Genomic DNA, 19,600 nt, shown 5'->3' with positions numbered 1-19,600 from the left:
AGCGCCTGCAGCTGGTCAAAGAAAAGCGGATGATGCAAGAATGGAGCCAAGTAATCGCTTCTCAAATTTGCACCTGAAAACATTAAATGTAAAAATGATATAAACCACAGAAATTGTGCAGAACATACAAATAGAAACTCTCATCATTTTTTCAAGAGAAGGGGACATATATGGATAAGAAAATTCTAGTAGTAGACGATGAAAAACCAATTGCAGATATATTACAATTTAACCTGAAAAAAGAAGGCTTTGACGTACACTGTGCTTATGATGGCAACTCTGCGATTGAAATGGTAGAGGAAATTAAGCCGGATATGATTCTTTTAGATATTATGCTTCCGCAAAGAGACGGTATTGAAGTTTGCCGTGAGGTACGCAAAAAATATGATATGCCGATTATCATGCTGACAGCAAAAGATTCGGAAATCGATAAAGTACTAGGCTTGGAGCTTGGTGCGGATGACTACGTAACAAAACCTTTCAGTACGAGAGAGCTTATCGCACGTGTGAAAGCAAACTTAAGAAGACATCAGCAGATCTCGGATCGTGCGGTTGAAGAAGAGGAAACCAATGAAATTGAAGTTGGTGCCTTAACCATTCACCCGGATGCTTATATTGTATCTAAACGCGGGGAGCAAATTGAATTAACACACCGCGAATTTGAACTGCTTCATTACCTGGCAAGACATATCGGACAAGTCATGACGAGAGAGCACCTGCTGCAGACCGTTTGGGGCTATGATTATTATGGGGATGTCAGAACGGTCGATGTAACCGTAAGAAGACTTCGTGAAAAGATCGAGGACAATCCAAGTCATCCAACATGGATCGTTACACGACGAGGAGTGGGGTACTATCTGCGTAATCCCGAACAGGAGTAAAGAAAATTGATGAACAAGGTTGGGTTCTTTCGCTCGATTCATTTAAAGTTCGTAATCATCTATGTATTGCTGATTTTTATTGCCATTCAAACCATTGGGGTCTATTTTGTCCGTCAGCTGGAAACAACCTTGAAGGATAACTTTAAAGCAACGATTGAAGATCGTGTAGACTTGCTAGCTTATTATTTAGAGGAACAGCTGTCTAAGGATCGGAATGTAGAGGATGAAAGCACTCCGACACTGCAGGCTGACATTTATCGCTTATTGCGTGATTACTATTCTGATGATGTGACAGAGGTACGGGTTATTGATGACAATAAGCGAATTCTTGGTTCATCTGATCCTGATAATCAGTATTTAGTGGGACAGACGGCCATTGACACGATCATTAATAAAACACTGGCAACGAGCCAGCCAGCTAATGAAGAACGAATTGATCGGTCAACAGGCAACCGAATCTGGCGACTTGTGACGCCAATTGAAACAAATGGAGAGATCGTTGGAGTAATTTACTTAGAAGGCAAAATTGAAAATGTGTATGAACAAATGAAGCAGATAAATAAAATCTTTGCTTCAGGTACAGCGATCGCATTGGTCATCACCGCTATTCTAGGTGTTTTGCTTTCCCAAACGATTACCAAGCCTATTTCTGATATGCGTAAGCAGGCTTTGGCGATGGCGAAAGGGAACTTCTCCCGTAAGGTTAAAATTTATGGTCAAGACGAGATTGGGCAGCTTGCGATGACATTTAACAATTTAACGAAGAAGCTGCAGGAAGCCCATGCGACGACAGAGGGAGAACGCAGAAAACTGTCTTCCGTTCTTTCCTATATGACTGACGGAGTAATCGCAACAGATCGAAAGGGACGAGTTATTTTAATCAATGATCCTGCCGCAAAAATGCTGAATGTTTCACGTGAAACAGTGTTGTCATCCTCTATTGTTTCTCTGCTTGAATTAGAAGATGAATATACATTTGAAGCCCTTCTAGACGAACAGGATTCGGTCATTTTAGACTATAGTGATCAGCCTAATCCATTGATTTTACGTGCTAACTTTTCAGTCATTCAAAAGGAAACTGGCTTTGTAAACGGCTTGATTACGGTACTGCACGATATTACCGAGCAGGAAAAAATTGATATGGAGCGCAGAGAATTTGTGGCCAACGTTTCTCATGAATTGAGAACGCCATTGACGACGATGAGAAGTTATTTAGAAGCACTGGCAGAAGGAGCATGGGAAGACCAAGAAATTGCGCCGCATTTCTTAAATGTCACCCAAACTGAAACAGAGCGAATGATTCGCCTGGTGAATGATCTTCTGCAGCTTTCTAAAATGGACAGTAAGGATTATCGTTTAACGAAGGAATGGATTGATTTTATTCCGTTTTACAACCGAATTATTGATCGCTTTGACTTTACAAAAAGCCAAAATGTGATCTTCGAACGAAACCTGCCAGATCATTCGATATTTGTGGAGATTGATGAAGATAAACTGACACAGGTGCTGGATAATATTATTTCAAATGCCTTAAAGTATTCCCCAGAAGGCGGGAAAGTAGCATTCCAGATTGAAGATCAGGAAGGCTTTATTGTAATCAGTATCTCTGACCAGGGAGTTGGAATTCCGAAAGAAAATCTCAGCAAGATTTTTGAGCGATTCTATAGAGTTGATAAAGCTAGAACAAGAAAGCTTGGCGGCACTGGATTAGGACTTGCCATCGCGAAGGAAATGGTCGAAGCGCATGGAGGGAAAATTTGGGCCGATAGTGTAGAAGGCAAAGGGACGACCGTTTCATTCAGTCTGCCTTATGACCGGACAGAAGAGGATGAGTGGGAATGACATATGAAAATATTAAAAATATCATATTAGTCATTTTAGTTGTCCTTAGTGGAGTTTTAACTTGGACTCTATGGACATATCAGCCTAACTTGGAACTGCTTGAAAATCTAAAAACGCTGAAGGAAGAGCCAATAGGTCCTACTAACGAGTTCAGCAAGCTTGTCTTGCCTGAGAAGGTAGTCTACCATTATCCGAATAATGAACATTACGGAACGGTTGACATCGGGGAAATCAACAAAACAATTAATGAAATAAAAGAATGGAATTTAACCGATTTCGAGGATCGGAGCAGTGAAGCAGATGTATTAATCTCTTCCATGTATGAACCAGGAAATACGGTTATCACTTATCCAGATAATGTACCGATTGAGCAATATCAAAATGTCATTGCCATTGATGAAGAGATTGCGCTCACATTCGATTTTGATCATATTGTCATTAACTCAAATAATCTGGACAGGGAAGATGGGATTGTCTATTTTATTTCGAAAAAGTCCAATACCGTTTATCAGAGTCATGTAAGAGCTTCACTTGTTCAATCATTTAAAGATAAGTATTTTGAGAACTCAATATTCAATGAGAATTTTTCCAAGTATTTTCGCTACCAGCCATCTGCTGGAACGACCATTTTTATTCCTTCAGGTGAAAGGCAGCTTGTTAAATATCAATATTTATCAGAGGAATTCGAATCAGATCGATTTAAGAACCTTCTTTTTAGTGAACCAACGATTGTGCAGAAAAATGTTCAGTCTACAATGGAAGAATTCACGGACAGCTCAAGTCTGCTGAGGGTTATGCATGATTCAAATACGATTTCCTATATTAATTTTGATACAAGTACGGAATGGTCTCCGGTAGACAGCAGTTTATTATCCGAAAGCATTGATTATGTCAATAGTCATGGCGGATGGACAGATAATTACCGCTATGATTCATTTGATCAAGCCAGTAATCGAGTTGTCTTCCGACAGTATGAATTAAACGGATATCCCATTTTTAGTGATAGCTCTAGTAAGTCAACCGTTCAGGTAAGCTGGAGTCAAGGGAAATTCCGCGAATATCGAAGAAGCAATTTTTCTTTCGATGCACCTCTTTCAGATCATATAAAGGTTGATCTTCCATCTGGAGAATCAGTCGTTAATCATTTAGAGAGTCTGGAAGGATTAGAATTAGATCAGCTTGAGGATATTGCAATTGGCTATAAAATGACCAAGGATCCACAAACCAAATTAATTTATCTTGACCCTTCCTGGTACTACTTATATGGCGGGAATTGGATTATGTTGTCCATGGAGGAGACAGGAGGGATCAACCGTGGATTGGAGTAAAATTAAAACGATTTTTATTATCGCGTTTCTCGTACTGGATGTGTATCTCATCTATGAATTCTCAAAGCTGAGGGATGCAAGCCAATTAGCGCTTGAATCGGAAGCTTCTGTAGAAAACAGATTAAGAGCTGATGGCATCGAGTTTCCAGAACTGAAAAATGATAATAATGAAGTGAATTTAATTAATGCTGAACGGGCGGAATTCACAGAGGAAGATCTTGAAGATGCAAAGTTTGATGAACAATCCGCCGAAATTAATAGAGGAAAAGAATTAGTCGTCAGTTTAGATGAACCATATGCAATAGATGAAGATGCTGATCTTGAAGAATTAAACACCTTTTTAGATGCTTATATCATATATGCGGATCAATATGCATTCTGGGAAAAAGGAGAAACAACGATTACGTTCTATCAGACATTCGAAGGAAAAATGTTTTACAAAAACAATAATGGCCGATTGACGCTGTTTCTGAATCCAGAAGGTGAAATTGTTTCATATACACAAACACTGCTCACCAGCATTGAAGATCGTGTAGAAGTTGAAGATCCGGTTCCTCCGCTAAGTGCAATGGAGACACTGTATCAAAACGGAAAGCTGCTTCCAAACTCCGTTATTACGGATGTGGAGATCGGTTATTATACATTCCTAAGTGAAAATACGACTACCTATACACTCACTCCGGTATGGCGTTTTGTAGTAAAAGACCAGGGAAGTTTATATGTAAATGTGAAGTATGGCGATATCATCGATTTAAGTAATATAGAGAATAATTAATGGGGGAGAAATTATGTCCATGCAATTCAGCGTTCTGGCAAGCGGCAGTACGGGGAACGCCATTTATGTGGAAAACGGGGAGCATTCTTTTTTGGTTGACGCAGGACTAAGCGGCAAGCAAATGGAAACCTTATTTCAGCAGATTGACCGAGATATGGGGAAGCTGTCCGGCATCCTCGTGACACATGAACATAGTGATCATATAAAAGGCGTCGGCATTATTGCCCGCAAGTATAAGCTGCCTATTTATGCAAATGAAAAAACATGGCTGGCAATGGACAACTTAATCGGCCAGATTCCAGTGGAGCAAAAATTCACCTTTGGAATGGAAACAGTGAAATCATTCGGAAGCCTGGATATTGAGTCATTTGGCGTTTCACATGATGCGGCAGATCCGATGTTTTATGTATTCCATAGCGGTGAAAAAAAGCTTGTCTTAATTACCGACACAGGCTATGTCAGTGACCGGATGAAAGGGTTAATCTCCAATGCAGATGCCTATGTGTTTGAAAGCAACCATGATGTACAGATGCTGAGAATGGGACGTTATCCTTGGAGCATCAAGCGCCGCATTTTAAGCGACGTTGGCCATGTCTCTAATGAGGATGCAGCGATTGCGATGGGTGAAGTAGCAGGTGATCGCACGAAAAGCATCTACCTTGCTCACTTAAGCCAAGATAACAACATTAAAGATTTAGCACGCATGTCTGTCGCTCAAACACTTGAAACACAGGGTATTATGGTTGGAGAACAGTTTACCCTTTATGACACCGATCCGAAAACACCTACGATTTTAACGGCAGTTTAAAGAATAGAAAGCAGCAGAGGAGCTATTGAATCCTTTGCTGCTTTTTTTATATAGATGTTCGGTATTTTAATAAAAGGCAAACAAATTATGAACAAACTCGTAAGATTAACAGAAGATAAGTGTTTTTTTTAGAATTTTATTTTAGGCTGAGTATAATAATGGGTATAGAGGTAAAATAAATGATAGCCATCATCTTATACAAAGAAACCTATAATTTAAAAAGGGAAAGGGTGTATGCATATGGGCTATTATGATCAGGATTATGAAAATCGCTCAAGCCGCCAAAAAGGCAAAAAGAGCGGTTATTTTTTAGCGAGCCTGGTGGGGCTTATTCTTGGTGCACTGCTTGTTGTCATAGCACTGCCAAAATTAATTGATTATAATGTTCTTCCATACTCTGCGGAAGAAACGGAACAGCGCACAAATAATAACTCATCAAATGTTGAGACGCAAAATCTCTCCCTTGATGTGGTCACAGATGTAACACAGGCAGTTGATAAAGCCGGTGATGCGGTTGTCAGTATTACAAACCTGCAATCGACCAGCTTCTGGGGAGAGGAAACTGGAAGTGCTCCAGCTGGAACAGGATCTGGCGTTATTTATAAAAAAGACGGCAATAAAGCATTTATTGTCACAAATCACCATGTAGTGGACGGAGCACAGCAGCTTGAAGTGAGCCTGGCGAATGGAACAAAAATTCCTGCCACTCTAGTTGGCAGTGATGTGTGGACGGATTTAGCTGTAATTGAAGTAGAAGGTAACGAAATCGATACGGTTGTTGAGTTTGGTGATTCAGATACCTTAAAAACAGGGGAACCTGTCATTGCAATCGGAAATCCGCTCGGTACATTTGAAGGATCTGTCACACAAGGAATCATTTCGGGTTTAGAGCGGACTGTGCCGGTTGATATTGATCAGAATGGAACAGTGGATTGGCAGGCAGAAGTACTGCAGACAGATGCAGCCATTAATCCGGGAAATAGTGGTGGAGCCCTTGTAAACATTGGCGGCCAGCTAATCGGAATCAACTCCATGAAAATTGCTGAGTCAGCGGTGGAGGGAATTGGATTGGCGATACCAATTAACTATGCAAGGCCGATTATTGACGATCTTGAGCAATTTGGTGAAGTAAAACGCCCGTATTTAGGCGTTGGGTTACAGTCCGTTACAGAAATCCCAGGCTATCATCAGCAGCAAACATTACAGCTGCCGCGGGATATTACAACGGGAGTAGCGATTACTCAAGTAGAACCAAATTCACCAGCTGCACAAGCTGGACTGCAGGAATTTGACGTGATCGTTGAAATGGATGGAGAAGTAATAGATGATGTCATTGGCTTGCGAAAGCATTTGTATAACCAGAAAAAAGTCGGTGACCAAATGCAAGTTGTCATTTATCGCAACGGTGAGAAGCAAGAAGTAACGGTAAAGCTGAGTGACGCCTCTACTTTTTAGGCAAGGCATTCAGCAATCAAGCAATCTCCATTTGTCTAAAATAGGTGGAAGCTAGAAATACTAAACAGGAGAGCATATAACGCACTCCTGTTTTTTTCTGTGCAAAATTCAAAACACATAAAAGGTGTCAGTATGTTAAGATGTAGTGTGGATAACTGGAAGATACGAGGTTTTACAGAGTTTATCCACATTGTTAATAAATTGATGTAAAAAAGAGGAGCGTTTTAAAAGTGAAAATTTACTGCTGTGAGGAACATGTAGAGCTAGCCATTGATATAATTGTGGATGAGCTGGAAACTTTCCCGCAATTAACACAAATGGAAGACGAACAAAATTTATCAACAGCCTGTGAATATTGTCGAAATACCGCAATATATGTTGTGGCGAACAAGTGATTCCATACCATATGTGGATAGAAAATGTGGACATGTGGATAACTACTGTGGATATGTTGTTTGTACCTGAGGATTGCCTGTGAATATCTAGCTATTTTTCTACATAAACGGTAGGCCATCAGAATGAATTTACTGAAACCCTATATTCTTTTTCTGGAATTTTCCGATATACTATTATAAATTTCCATAAAGGATGTGAGCTGTGATGATTCAAAGGTTTTACAGATCGAGAGCTTTTCTTGCTGTTTTAGCTTTAATGCTGATCCTGCCATTTACAGTTGGAGAGCATGCTGGAGCAACAAATGATGTGCAAAAAAACTCGACAGCAGAAGAATCGACAGAAACGACATCCACAGAGCAGACATCATTGACAGAAGAATTAAATGCCATTCTTCAAGATGAACGACTTGCCGGTGCATTAACAGGTGTTAGCGTAAGAAATGCTGATAACGGAGAAATAGTGTATGCCCATAACGAGGATATACGACTTCATCCGGCCTCCAACCAAAAAATTCTCACAGGAGCAGCAGCATTAGCAACACTTGGCGGTGACTATCAATTTTCAACGGAGATTTTAACAGATGGAGTAGTAAGAGGGAAAGTACTTCAAGGAAACTTATACATAAAAGGCAAAGGTGATCCAACCCTTTTAAAAAAGGATCTAGATGCATTTGCTAAAGAACTGAAAGCAAAAGGCATTGAAAAAATCAATGGAGATATCATCGGAGACGACAGCTGGTATGATGATGTGCGCCTATCGACTGACTTGAACTGGGATGACGAATCGAACTACACAGGTGCACAGGTCTCAGCTCTTACCTTATCTCCTAATGAAGATTATGATATGGGAACAGTCATCGTAGAAGTGACAGCAGGGAAAAAGGCCGGCGATCAGGCACAGGTCTCCGTTACCCCAGCAACGGACTATGTGAACATCGTAACCGAGGCAGCTACTGTTGCAAAAGGCGAATCAAAAAGCATCTCGATCAGCAGAGAACACGGCACCAATGATATTGTCATTAAAGGAAAAATCCCGCTAGAAGGTTCAGCATCGAGATCATGGGTGTCTGTATGGGAACCAACAGGTTATGTGCTGGATGTGTTTGCGAAGTCACTGCAAGAACAAGGAATTAAGCAGATTGGCAAAAACGAAGTAAAACGTGGTGTAACAGCTAAGGATGCAGTACTGCTGGCCACCAAACAATCCATGCCATTAAAAGAATTGTTCATGCCATTTATGAAGCTCAGCAACAATGGCCATGCGGAAATGATCGTTAAAGCTATGGGCAAAGAGATTCATGCGGAAGGCACTTGGGAGAAGGGGCTCGACGTAGTTGAAAGCCAGCTCGCCTCATTTGGACTGAGCATGGAATCAATCCTGCTCCGGGACGGATCTGGCATGTCTCATAAAAATCTTATTCCAGCAGAGCAGCTAACAAAGCTGCTTTATGAAATACAAGATGAACCATGGTATCCGCAATTTGAACATTCCCTGCCTGTCGCAGGAATTTCAGACCGGCTAGTAGGAGGCACATTGCGCAACCGACTTAAGGGTGAGAACACACAAGGAAACGTCAAAGCAAAAACCGGCTCCCTTACTGGTGCCAATACTCTCTCCGGCTACGTCACAACAAAAAGTGGCGAGAAGTTCATCTTCTCGATTATGATGAACAACTATATCAGCGGGTCGATGACGGAAATCCAAGACAGGATTGTGGAGACACTGGCGAAGCAGTGAACTAGCGGGAAACCGTCAGTCCAAGATCAGATAAATAAATGAACATAAAATCCTGGCGATTGTGTCGCCGGGATTTTTTTGCCTGCAGATGCAAGTTTCATTATTTACTCAAAAACAAAGATCATCATTATTGTTATAATAGAATAGATAAATTGAACGAGCGGAGGAACTATATTAATGAGCCAATACCCGAATTGCCCAAAATGCCAATCTGCATATACTTACGATGATGGGACTTTTCTTGTTTGCCCGGAGTGTGGTTACGAGTGGAGTGCGAATGAGGAAACAGCAGCTGCTGGAGATACGAAGGTAGTAAAAGATGCTAACGGAAATATTTTAAATGACGGCGATACCGTAAGTGTGATAAAAGATCTGAAAGTTAAAGGCAGTTCATCTGTACTGAAACAAGGTACGAAAGTGAAAGGAATCCGCTTAGTGGACGGAGATCATGATATTGATTGCAAAATCACTGGATTTGGTGCCATGAAATTAAAATCCGAATTTGTGAAGAAAATCTAAGAAAATAAACAGGCAGGAGCCACCATGAAAAGACTACTTTTGATTATTGCTGTAGCTGCAGCAATGATCTTTTTCTTACTGAACATGAACGAACCCAAAGAACAAAAACAGGATTTATATGTAGCAACAGATGGAAATGATGAAAATGATGGATCCATAACAAAGCCTTTTCGCACTCTGCCTAAAGCTGCTTCAGAAGCGGACGCCGGCACAACTGTACATATCCATGAAGGAATTTACGAAGAGCAGCTGGTCATCCAGCATAGCGGCACAAAAACAAATGGAGTTATTTTTCAGCCCTATCATGATGAAGAAGTGATTCTGAGTGGTGCAAACATACCGAGTGAGGAAGGCGATACCGCCCTCATTACGATCGACAGCAAAGACTATGTGACGATTAAGGGCCTCACGATTCAGGATTTAACGACAGATTTAACGGATGAAACCGTCATGGGCATTTTTGTGACAGGCTCCAGCAGCCATATTACATTGGACAGCAACCGCATTCAGCATATTGAAACACATGCAGACGATGGAAATGGCCATGGCATTGCATTTTATGGAACGGAGCCCATGGAGGACATTATAGTGACCAATAACACTGTACAAGACCTCAAGCTGGGTGCAAGTGAAGCACTTGTCCTCAATGGCAATATTGATGGTTTTAAAATTGCAGATAACACTGTGCGTCGCAATGACAATATCGGCATTGATCTGATCGGCTATGAAGGAGTCGCTGCAGATCAAGATGCAGATTATGTGCGCAATGGAATGGTAGCTCGTAACACAGTTCATGACATCTCTACTTATGGAAACCCAGCGTATGGCGAGGAATATAACGCGGCCGGCATCTACGTTGATGGCGGAAAAGAGATCACAATCGAAGAAAATACCATCTATGGCAGTGATATCGGCATCGAAGCCACTTCCGAACACGCTGATCAATACGCGGAAAACATTGAGATCATCAACAATAATATCTATGAAAACTTTTACACAGGCATTTCCATTGGCGGATACGACGAAAATCGCGGCGGTACAATCAATTCTTATATCGGACACAACATCCTTTTCCGAAATGATACCCTAGATCTTGCCGGCGGACAGCTAATGATCCAGCATGATGTAAAAGATAATACGATTGAAAAAAACACTCTAACAGTAGGTCCATCCAGTATCTATATCGCAAACTTCTTCACGACCAACGAAAATACAATCCTAAGCGATAATGTGTTTCAAAAAGAAGAAGGAGAAGACGGCATTTGGATTTGGAAGGATGAAGAGTATATGTCCTTTGAAGAATTTAAAGATGCATACCAGGGAGACGGTTCTGTTGGGGAGCTTAAAGTGAAATAGGTTTTTCAAAAACTCTCCACCATTTGCTACACTATAAAAAACGCAAAGAAAAGGAAGCAGCACACTATGAAAATTACCATCATATCCGTCGGGAAACTAAAAGAAAAATACCTAAAACAAGGCATAGACGAATACTTAAAACGCCTCACAGCCTACGCCAACGTCAACATCATCGAAGTCCCTGACGAAAAAGCACCAGAAAACATGAGCCCAGCCGAAGAAGAAGAAGTCAAAAACAAAGAAGGCAAAAAAATCCTCTCACACATCAGCCAAGACACCTACGTTATTACCCTGGAAATAGGCGGGAAAATGCTAACCTCCGAACAACTTGCTGAAAAACTTGATAGCCTTGCTACATATGGGAACAGCAAAATTGCCTTTATTATTGGCGGATCGCTTGGACTTAGTGATGAAGTCAAGGCTACCAGCAAGTTTGCACTATCTTTTTCGAAGATGACGTTTCCGCATCAGCTTATGCGGTTAGTGTTGGTTGAGCAGGTTTATCGGAGTTTTCGGATTAATCGGGGGGAACCGTACCATAAATAAATAAGATTTTTTATAAGTTAAATATTTCCTTAAAGTTTCTCTATTATTATATAATTAATAATGGAGAAGGTTTTTTTCAATTGAAAGGAATAATAAAATGAATAAAATTCCATACAAAGAAAGAGATATTTTATTTGAAATAGACCATAAGATTTATACTTTTAATAAAACTAGGAACAATAAAATTAAACAAAGTCTTCGTTTAGAAAAATACACTGAAATGTGGAAATTAATTACTTTTATATTAAATATAGAAGCCGTAATTTTTGTGATTTTATCTATTGGAGCTAAGAATGATAGTGTTTTTGATAATGATTATTTTGTAATTATTTCAAGCGTTTTCTCGATTTATGTAATTTTAATTCAATATTATATAAGTGAGCAAAGATATGGTGAACGAGCATTAAAAGCACATTATCAACAACTTCATATAGAAGATTTAATCTTATCTCTAAAAAATCTTTTAATAATGAATAATTCTATAGAGATAGAATTAAAAGGTAGTTACTTAACAAATGAATTTAATAGATTAATTTATGAATATCAAACTATACTTAAAAATAATGAAAACCATTCTCCGATAGATTTTTTATTAGCTAGTGAAGAAGAAACAGGGTCAAAATTATTGCCAAAAGATTTTACAAAGGATAATGTAATGATTTATTCAAATTTAATTTTTTGCGTATTAATTCCGTTAATAATAATTATTGTACTTATTTTTACATAATGACGGAGGAATATAATGGATATTAAAAAAGCTGCTTATAAATATGTATTAGAATCATCTAAAAGTAATTATACAGTTCAAACTCTAGCAACTACTATGATGTTGGAAGATTTTGGAATAGAAAAATGTTTTGAAATACTCTCTATGCCTGTAGAAGAATTTTGTAAAGAAAATAGTCCAAATATTACTAAAGACTATATGTATAAAAATGATTTTTTAACACCTAGAAATGCTTATTTAATAAATCCATTATATTATTTATATTATACGTATTTAGTTTTTTGTATTTCGGAAGAGTATTTTAATAAAGAGGGTATGCTAGATTTTTCAAGAAATAATTTAAATATATTTTATGCAGGATTCTATACTAATAATAAAATTGATAAAAATTTCACTCGATATTATGATAGTTATAGAAATTTCCAAGAAAAGAGAGAAGAGTATTTAGGTAAATCTGCTTTAAAAATTGATATAAAGGACTTTTTTGACTCAATTAAACTTAGTAATTTATTTTCTAAATTATATAGAACGGTTAATAATAAAAAATTTGTGAAAGATTTAGAGTATCTACTTAAATATTGTGGATTTGAAGTATTACCACAATTTAACTATTCCATAGCTTCATCTATTTTATCACAGATTTATTTGCAGGATTTTGATAGAAAGATTGAAGAATATTTACCTAAAACAGCAGTCTATATTAGGTATGTGGATGATATGTACTTTATTAACACGTTAGAGGAAGATTTAAAAGAGTTTAATGCATGGATGAATAATATAATCCATTTTTTATGGGAAGGCGATTTACATATAAATACAAATAAAACAAGAATTCTTTCAGAAGAAGATTATCAGATACACATTCAATTACCTGAAAATACATATGGTAAAGAAACTAATTCACATTACATAAAACTAATTGATGAGAAATCCTCAAATGTAGTAGATGAGGGAAATTTTTATAATATGATTATGGATTTATGTAAGGTCGAAGAAGAATTGGGTATTGATATGATGCAATATGAGGAAATAATAAATAAATATTTATCAATTGATGGTGATTATACTAATAAGGTTCTTAAGGATATAATTTATACTTTTAAATGGAAAGGTATGGATTTTGGGGAATTGGAAGATATATCTGATAATTGGAAATTTATTTTATTTAATCCACTGCATTTTACAGTACTTTATATCATGATAAAAAACTATCTTAAAGATTTAGACTTCGACAATGAAAATAAAATTAAAGAGATTATAGATTACTTAATGTCTAATAATACATTAACATTTAGAGATTTAATTATAGCTGTAACTTATCTTTTACAAACAGAATTTAAAGAAAATGAGATATTAAATAAAATTAATGAATCTGACTCTAAATTTACGGATTTTATTTATAAATATGTAATTTTGAAAAATCGCACTTAGCTATATTACGGAGAACCGTACCATAAATAAAGGAATATCAGAGAGCAGAAGTAAAGCATAATCATTCTTTAATTAAAACTATCAGAGACCGTTAGCACATAACGGTCTCTGTCAAACTCTATTAAATCTCCACTTCACTCATCAAAGCATGCCTATTCCCCTCACCATCCTCAAAAAACACCATCCAAGTCTCGGTTTCTCCCATTTTAGCCACCATATGGGGTTCATCAATAAAGCGAACATCTTTAGCTACTAATCGCTCATAAGAATCCCTAATATCACTCACTTGAAAATAAATAACTGAGCTTGCATATGCAAATTCCTCTTTCTCTGGAAGCGACAGCAAAAGTCTCAACCCATTACTTTCAAAAAATGCCATATTACCCGTATTAAATAAAAGAGTTAACCCTAGTTTCTGTTCATAGAATTCAGTAGCTCTATCTAAATCCTTAACAGGTATACCAATTTGCCCGACTTTTTGAATCATATTCATTCCCCTTTCAATAATACTTCTAATATTCTCCGCACTCCTCAGCAATCAGGCCGGATCTCGGCAACAAACCCTCTTATATATCTGATCCATTCAAATGTTCTTTAAATACTATCCACGATCTGTACAAATACAAAGCAGCCTATCTGCCCTATAGTCATTAATGTTCGGTAAGTAGTCACAATAATCCTGTCTGCTAAAGCATTTGCCTCTGCCGGACTTAAGGATAATTAATAGTAAAGAGAGATTAAAAAGTGCATTCCTTAGAAAGAAACCCAAGTTTCTATTTAGTGATGCTCCCTATTAAATCAATAACAACCTTTCAAAAAACAATTCAAAATCCTAAAAATCTATATTAAAATAACTCTATCAACCAGAGAGAAGGATTTTCCGTGTGGATTCTAGCAGCAGTATTAACGATGTTATGTTTTGGCATAAATAATATGATTTTTAAAGTGACTGCAGGTAAAGGGCTATCAAAGGTGCATATGCAGTTTTACTTTTACCTTATCGCATTTTTATTAATGATTGGTTATGGAACGGTTGCAGGGTTTGCTTCGTTTAATATATTGACAATGGTATTAGGTGCATTGATCGGGATATTAAATGCAAACGGCAATATTCAAATGTCAAAGGCGTTTGAAAAAGGACCTGCAAGTATAACATCGCCGCTTATTAGTACAAATACGGTTATTCCGATACTAAGTGCGGCACTGATCTTTCATGAGCATATTACACTTATTCAATGGGGTGGCATTATTGTAATGATGGCATCAGCGGCTGTCATTCAATATGTACCAGGCAGTGGTGCGAAAGTGCATTATAAGCCTTGGATGTACCGCGTTTTATTATCTGTTTTATCGTTTGGTGTACTCGGTGTGCTTATGAAGACATCTTCGCATTTACATATTGATTCAATTAATACACTTATTTGTATGTATGGCGGCGGTGCTGCTTATTTAATCATTAATAGCTTTATGAAGAAGGAGAAGTGGCAGAGCACAGAATTGAAATTTGGCAGCATTATTGGCTGTTTTAGTGTTATCGGTTATAGTTGCTACTTTTTTGCTCTTGATACAGGAGTTGCGAGTATCGTCTTTCCAATCGTCAGTTTAAGTTGTTTAGTTGTCGTTCTCAGCAGCTGTTGGCTATATAAAGAAAGGCTTAAACGATATCAAGTCATCGGAGTTATATCTGCATTAGCTGGAATTGTGCTAACGAAAATATAGGCTATAAGATAAAGAATATAGAGGATAAGATAAGCGCCTAAGGAGCCATGCTTCTTAGGCGCTTATGTTTTGAGTTAGGCTTCTACAACTTTTGCTTTCTGATCAGTAAATTTATTTTCCTCACATTTTAAAATTTTCCTTCTTTCAAAACCCGTTCAGTTAGGAATTGTGTTAAAGATACGACCTCTTCCTGCAAGTTTACAGCTTTTATATATCGGTTATTGTAAACTACAGCATTTTTTTATTAGAGCCCGCCGGATCTAAGACTAGTATCATTCTTTGTTGATGCTTCACTAAAATGAACAAGGGAGTATAAGTAGCACAGGAAATTATATCATTTTCTGTCATATTCCTTGTATTGTATGAATACCCTTACCATCTTTAATATGGATCATATACTTTCATTACTATTGAGTTTCAATCGCCAGTATATAATGAAACCATTTTAACTGTTCACCTAGTGCTAGTTGAATAAAAGATGAATGAGGAACGATAAAGGTTATATAGCTAGAGAGAATGAACTGAATGTGCCAAAATCTTAGAATTAATCATTTGGATGTGAGTTGATTCATGAATATATTAGTTACCGGTGGCGCTGGATATATTGGTTCGCACACTGCTGTCGCTTTATTGGAAGCTGGACATTCAGTGATTGTTGCTGATAATTTATGCAATAGTAATGTTGATACAATCAGGAAAATCCAGAGTATTACGGGCAAGGACGTTGTCTTTTATAAAATTGATGTAACAGAAGAGGAAGCTGTGGAATCTGTTTTTAGTAAGCATACTATAGACGCTGTCATGCATTTTGCGGGCTTTAAATCAGTAAGTGAGTCTGTGCAAAACCCGCTAAAATACTATTTTAATAATACTGTCAGTACATTGACTCTTGCTAATGTTTGTTTAAAGTATGGTGTTAATTCATTTGTCTTTAGCTCATCAGCAACAGTATACGGGGATAATACTGCTCCGTTTAGAGAAACCATGACTCTTCTGCCAGCGACAAATCCATATGGTGAAACAAAGGTCATGTGTGAGCGAATACTAACAGATCTTGCACATGCAAACCCGGCATTTTCGGTCTCGATTCTCAGATATTTCAACCCAATTGGAGCTCATGAGAGTGGATTAATTGGCGAGGTGCCTAATGGAGTACCCAATAATCTTATGCCTTATATTACACAGGTTGCTAAAGGTAAATTGGACAAACTGCGTATATTTGGCAACGACTATTCGACATCCGATGGTACTGGAATTCGCGACTACATTCATGTAGTTGATCTTGCAGAGGGCCATGTTGCAGCATTAGAAAACCTCGTTGAAGGTGTGCATACTCTTAATTTAGGTACTGGAAGCGGTACAAGTGTTCTAACTTTAGTGAAAGCTTTTGAAGAAATTAACAGTATCCATGTTCCTTATGAAGTAGTAGACCGCAGACCAGGCGATATTGCTTTCTGTTATGCCGACGTTACTAAAGCCCAGAGAGAATTAGGCTGGAAGTCAAAACGGAATCTATCGGATATGTGCAGAGATGCATGGAGATTTGAGATGATTAATTGAGCCGGCAAAAAATATAATCAGCTTGTTTATATTTTAAATTGATTTTCCCGATCAGATAGAGTGATAGAGAACCTTGTAAATTAAAAAACTATGTTATAACAGCTTGCAGGAAAGGTGGAGGGATATTATCATTTGGTATTTTTTATACATTTTAATAGTCATCACACTAATCATAATGGTAGGTATCTCTTTTTATAAAGTAAATCAAAAAAGAAAAGATAAAAAGCATATTAAGCTGACCAATAGGTGGAGAGAATATCTAGGTTCTGTTCTTACTGACGAAAACGCAGAAGATCTTAAGATGCAGCAGAAGCACTATAACAAACTGCAGTCAATTGAGGAACTGATGGCATTTTACGCAGCATTATTAGAATATAAAGATTCCGCTCAAAGAGAGTTTCGGCAGTTCATTCGTGAAAATAAAAGCTTATGGGTGAGTTTAGGACATGTATATGCGAAAAAAAGGCCCATCGAAAAAGCATATTTCGCATTTATATGTGAACAATTATGTATAAATACTCCTGAAGAATATGATGAGATGACAAAAATCATGCAGGAATATGCCCTGGAACCTTCTATCTATTGCCGCGAAAATGCCCTTAAAGCTTTATATGCCTTTGGAAATATCGATGCAGTTGTAGAAGTATTTATAAAACTTACTAGAAATAATAGTATAAATCACCGCAAATTAGTAACAGATGGTTTACTTGAGTTTAAGGGGGACCAAAAGGCATTAGCAGAATCCCTTTATGATCATCTTGATCAATTTAAATCTGAATACCAAGTTGCCATGGTCGATTTTTTCCGCTTTTCAGGTGAACCATTAAAGAACAAACTAATTAAGATATTAAAGCAAGGCGATGCGGATAAGGACCTGGTATGTGCCATTCTCCGCTATTATGCGAAGTATCCAGTACAAGAGTATAAGGATACAATCCTATCTTATTTAACGATACCTAATGAGAAGGATTGGGAATGCGTTTCAGCAGCTGCATTAGCACTGGGGAAATATCCTGGGGAGGATGAACTCATGGATATTCTAGAAGGACAAGATTCTTATGCAAAGGAACAATTAATCTATCATATTAAAAATAGAAAAGAAATAAGGTTACAAAATGGATAATGTTGATTTGTTTTTAACCGTTGCAGGAGTGTTTTTTGCCCTTTATTTGTTTGGCTATGCTGCATATCTAACGATTGGAGGATCTATTTCTATTTGGAGCCTTCGTAAGTATAGACTAAGGGAGAGAATGGAGAATGAATTGGATCTTGACTTCTTTTTCCCCATTTCTATTCTCGTACCAGCTTATAATGAAGAAAAAACGATATTAACAACCGTTAATAATTTGTTAGAAATGGATTATAAGCTCTTTGAAATTGTGGTAGTTGATGATGGTTCAAAGGATGAAACAGCACAGCTCGTCATTGATCATTTTGATCTGAAAAAAGACAACAGACCCATTCGTCTTCAAGTGCCATCAAAAGAAATTCTCGAAATCTATAGCGGCAAGATCAATGGTAAACCTATTGTGTTAGTAAGAAAGAACAATGGCGGCAATAAAGCAGACGCGATTAATGCAGGCATAAATGTTTCCTCATTCCCTTATTTTGTCAGCATGGATGCCGATGAGATTTTACAAGCGGATGCTTTAAAGTATTCCACAAGACTTTTCCTTGAGGATGATAAGGTCATCGCTGTAGGCGGTCAAATCCGCATTGCAAATGGAGTGGAATTTGAAAAAGCGATGCCGGTGAACACAAGGATGAAAAGAAATCCGATCGTCAGTATACAAATACTTGAATATATCCGGGCATTTATTCCATCCCGGATTTTTCACGATACCTTTAATGGAAATTTAAATATATCCGGTGGATTTGGTTTGTTCAAAAAGGATGCGGTTATTGCTGTGGGAGGATATGATCCAAACAGCGTAGGTGAAGATATGGATCTTGTACTGAGATTGCATTTACATTTTCAGACGAATAAATTTCCATACGCTATAAAATACACACCAGAAGCTGTCTGCTGGACGCAGGCGCCTTTCACACTAAAAGACTTGGGCAAACAAAGAGCAAGGTGGCATCGCGGGTTAATTCAGTGTATGTGGAATTATCGAGTCATGTTTTTGAATCCTAAGTATAAATCCATTAGTCTGCTTTCCTATACGTATTACTTTTTATACGAATTAATGGCTCCTTTTGTTGAATTACTGGGGATTATCGTAATAGGCGTTGCTTTTATGACAGATAAGCTGAATGTATCCTTTGCTATTATGATCACGTTGCTATATTTATGTTTTTCTGTCCTGCAAACGCTCCTATTATATATGAGCAAGTCCTTACAAAGAGAAGATAGGATTTATAAAGGTGATCTTGCATGGACTATTTTTATGTCCTTTGCGGAGGTACTTTACTTCAGACCAGTTTTATTTTTTATAAGAATGTATGCAACATTATCTTATAAGAGCAAGCTGCACAGCTGGAGCTCCATTGGCAGAGAAAAACTAGAGGAGAATTAGA

The 19,600-nt window shown here is 37.7% G+C and carries 18 protein-coding genes; 17 read left to right on the top strand and 1 reads right to left on the bottom strand.

Annotated elements, in window-relative coordinates; all coding sequences use genetic code 11:
* Positions 1-170 precede the first annotated feature (170 nt).
* From yycF to J1899_RS21950, 13 genes are all read left to right on the top strand, one after another.
* Positions 171-881 (top strand): response regulator YycF, encoded by a 711-nt coding sequence (gene yycF, locus J1899_RS22010; protein WP_066441928.1) that lies wholly within the window; start codon positions 171-173, stop codon positions 879-881.
* A gap of 9 nt (positions 882-890) precedes the next feature.
* A complete protein-coding gene (gene walK / locus J1899_RS22005; RefSeq protein WP_066451237.1) occupies positions 891-2,723 on the top strand; it encodes a cell wall metabolism sensor histidine kinase WalK in 1,833 nt (610 codons plus the stop codon).
* On the top strand, positions 2,720-4,051 hold the full coding sequence (locus J1899_RS22000; protein WP_214476789.1) for a YycH family regulatory protein: 1,332 nt from the start codon (positions 2,720-2,722) through the stop codon (positions 4,049-4,051). Before walK ends, J1899_RS22000 begins: the two co-directional genes overlap by 4 nt.
* Entirely contained in the window at positions 4,038-4,826 is a 789-nt protein-coding gene (locus J1899_RS21995) for a two-component system regulatory protein YycI (protein ID WP_066441932.1), read from the top strand. The genes J1899_RS22000 and J1899_RS21995 overlap by 14 nt, the downstream gene beginning before the upstream one ends.
* A gap of 13 nt (positions 4,827-4,839) precedes the next feature.
* On the top strand, positions 4,840-5,634 hold the full coding sequence (locus J1899_RS21990) for an MBL fold metallo-hydrolase (RefSeq protein WP_066441934.1): 795 nt from the start codon (positions 4,840-4,842) through the stop codon (positions 5,632-5,634).
* 240 nt (positions 5,635-5,874) lie between these two features.
* Positions 5,875-7,089, top strand: a complete 1,215-nt coding sequence (locus J1899_RS21985) for a S1C family serine protease (RefSeq protein ID WP_066441936.1) — start codon at positions 5,875-5,877, stop codon at positions 7,087-7,089.
* Between the two features lie 230 nt (positions 7,090-7,319).
* Complete coding sequence (locus J1899_RS21980; RefSeq protein WP_371806952.1) at positions 7,320-7,484, top strand: CxxH/CxxC protein; 165 nt, start codon at positions 7,320-7,322, stop codon at positions 7,482-7,484.
* Positions 7,485-7,689: 205 nt separating this feature from the next.
* On the top strand, positions 7,690-9,222 hold the full coding sequence (dacB, locus tag J1899_RS21975) for a D-alanyl-D-alanine carboxypeptidase/D-alanyl-D-alanine endopeptidase (RefSeq protein ID WP_214476786.1): 1,533 nt from the start codon (positions 7,690-7,692) through the stop codon (positions 9,220-9,222).
* A gap of 177 nt (positions 9,223-9,399) precedes the next feature.
* Positions 9,400-9,741, top strand: coding sequence for a zinc ribbon domain-containing protein YjdM (locus J1899_RS21970; RefSeq protein ID WP_214476783.1), 342 nt, complete (start codon positions 9,400-9,402; stop codon positions 9,739-9,741).
* Positions 9,742-9,765: 24 nt separating this feature from the next.
* Entirely contained in the window at positions 9,766-11,097 is a 1,332-nt protein-coding gene (locus tag J1899_RS21965; protein WP_214476779.1) for a right-handed parallel beta-helix repeat-containing protein, read from the top strand.
* Positions 11,098-11,163: 66 nt separating this feature from the next.
* Entirely contained in the window at positions 11,164-11,643 is a 480-nt protein-coding gene (gene rlmH, locus J1899_RS21960) for a 23S rRNA (pseudouridine(1915)-N(3))-methyltransferase RlmH (RefSeq protein WP_214476776.1), read from the top strand.
* A 97-nt stretch (positions 11,644-11,740) separates the two neighbouring features.
* Complete coding sequence (locus tag J1899_RS21955; protein ID WP_214476774.1) at positions 11,741-12,370, top strand: SLATT domain-containing protein; 630 nt, start codon at positions 11,741-11,743, stop codon at positions 12,368-12,370.
* A 15-nt stretch (positions 12,371-12,385) separates the two neighbouring features.
* Positions 12,386-13,801 carry a reverse transcriptase domain-containing protein gene (locus J1899_RS21950; protein ID WP_214476771.1) on the top strand — a complete coding sequence of 472 codons (1,416 nt, stop codon included), beginning with the start codon at positions 12,386-12,388 and terminating at the stop codon, positions 13,799-13,801.
* A 121-nt stretch (positions 13,802-13,922) separates the two neighbouring features.
* On the opposite strand, the gene J1899_RS21945 is transcribed toward J1899_RS21950, so the two are convergent.
* Positions 13,923-14,294 (bottom strand): VOC family protein, encoded by a 372-nt coding sequence (locus J1899_RS21945; RefSeq protein ID WP_246586544.1) that lies wholly within the window; start codon positions 14,292-14,294, stop codon positions 13,923-13,925.
* Positions 14,295-14,683: 389 nt separating this feature from the next.
* Between J1899_RS21945 and J1899_RS21940 the strand changes: the two genes are divergently transcribed.
* The 4 genes from J1899_RS21940 to J1899_RS21925 all read left to right on the top strand — a co-directional run bounded on the left by J1899_RS21940 (position 14,684) and on the right by J1899_RS21925 (position 19,599).
* Positions 14,684-15,520, top strand: coding sequence for a DMT family transporter (locus tag J1899_RS21940; RefSeq protein WP_214476765.1), 837 nt, complete (start codon positions 14,684-14,686; stop codon positions 15,518-15,520).
* A gap of 570 nt (positions 15,521-16,090) precedes the next feature.
* Positions 16,091-17,080 (top strand): UDP-glucose 4-epimerase GalE, encoded by a 990-nt coding sequence (gene galE, locus J1899_RS21935; RefSeq protein ID WP_214476762.1) that lies wholly within the window; start codon positions 16,091-16,093, stop codon positions 17,078-17,080.
* A 301-nt stretch (positions 17,081-17,381) separates the two neighbouring features.
* Positions 17,382-18,203, top strand: coding sequence for a hypothetical protein (locus tag J1899_RS21930; protein ID WP_214476760.1), 822 nt, complete (start codon positions 17,382-17,384; stop codon positions 18,201-18,203).
* A complete protein-coding gene (locus J1899_RS21925; protein ID WP_214476757.1) occupies positions 18,196-19,599 on the top strand; it encodes a glycosyltransferase family 2 protein in 1,404 nt (467 codons plus the stop codon). The genes J1899_RS21930 and J1899_RS21925 overlap by 8 nt, the downstream gene beginning before the upstream one ends.
* Position 19,600 lies beyond the last annotated feature (1 nt).

The sequence above is a fragment of the Cytobacillus gottheilii genome (assembly GCF_018582665.1).
In the GTDB taxonomy this organism is placed as follows: Bacteria; Bacillota; Bacilli; order Bacillales; family Cytobacillaceae; genus Cytobacillus; species Cytobacillus gottheilii.
The sequence above is the reverse complement of the archived record's forward strand: the minus strand, read 5'-3'. Positions and strand labels throughout refer to the sequence as shown.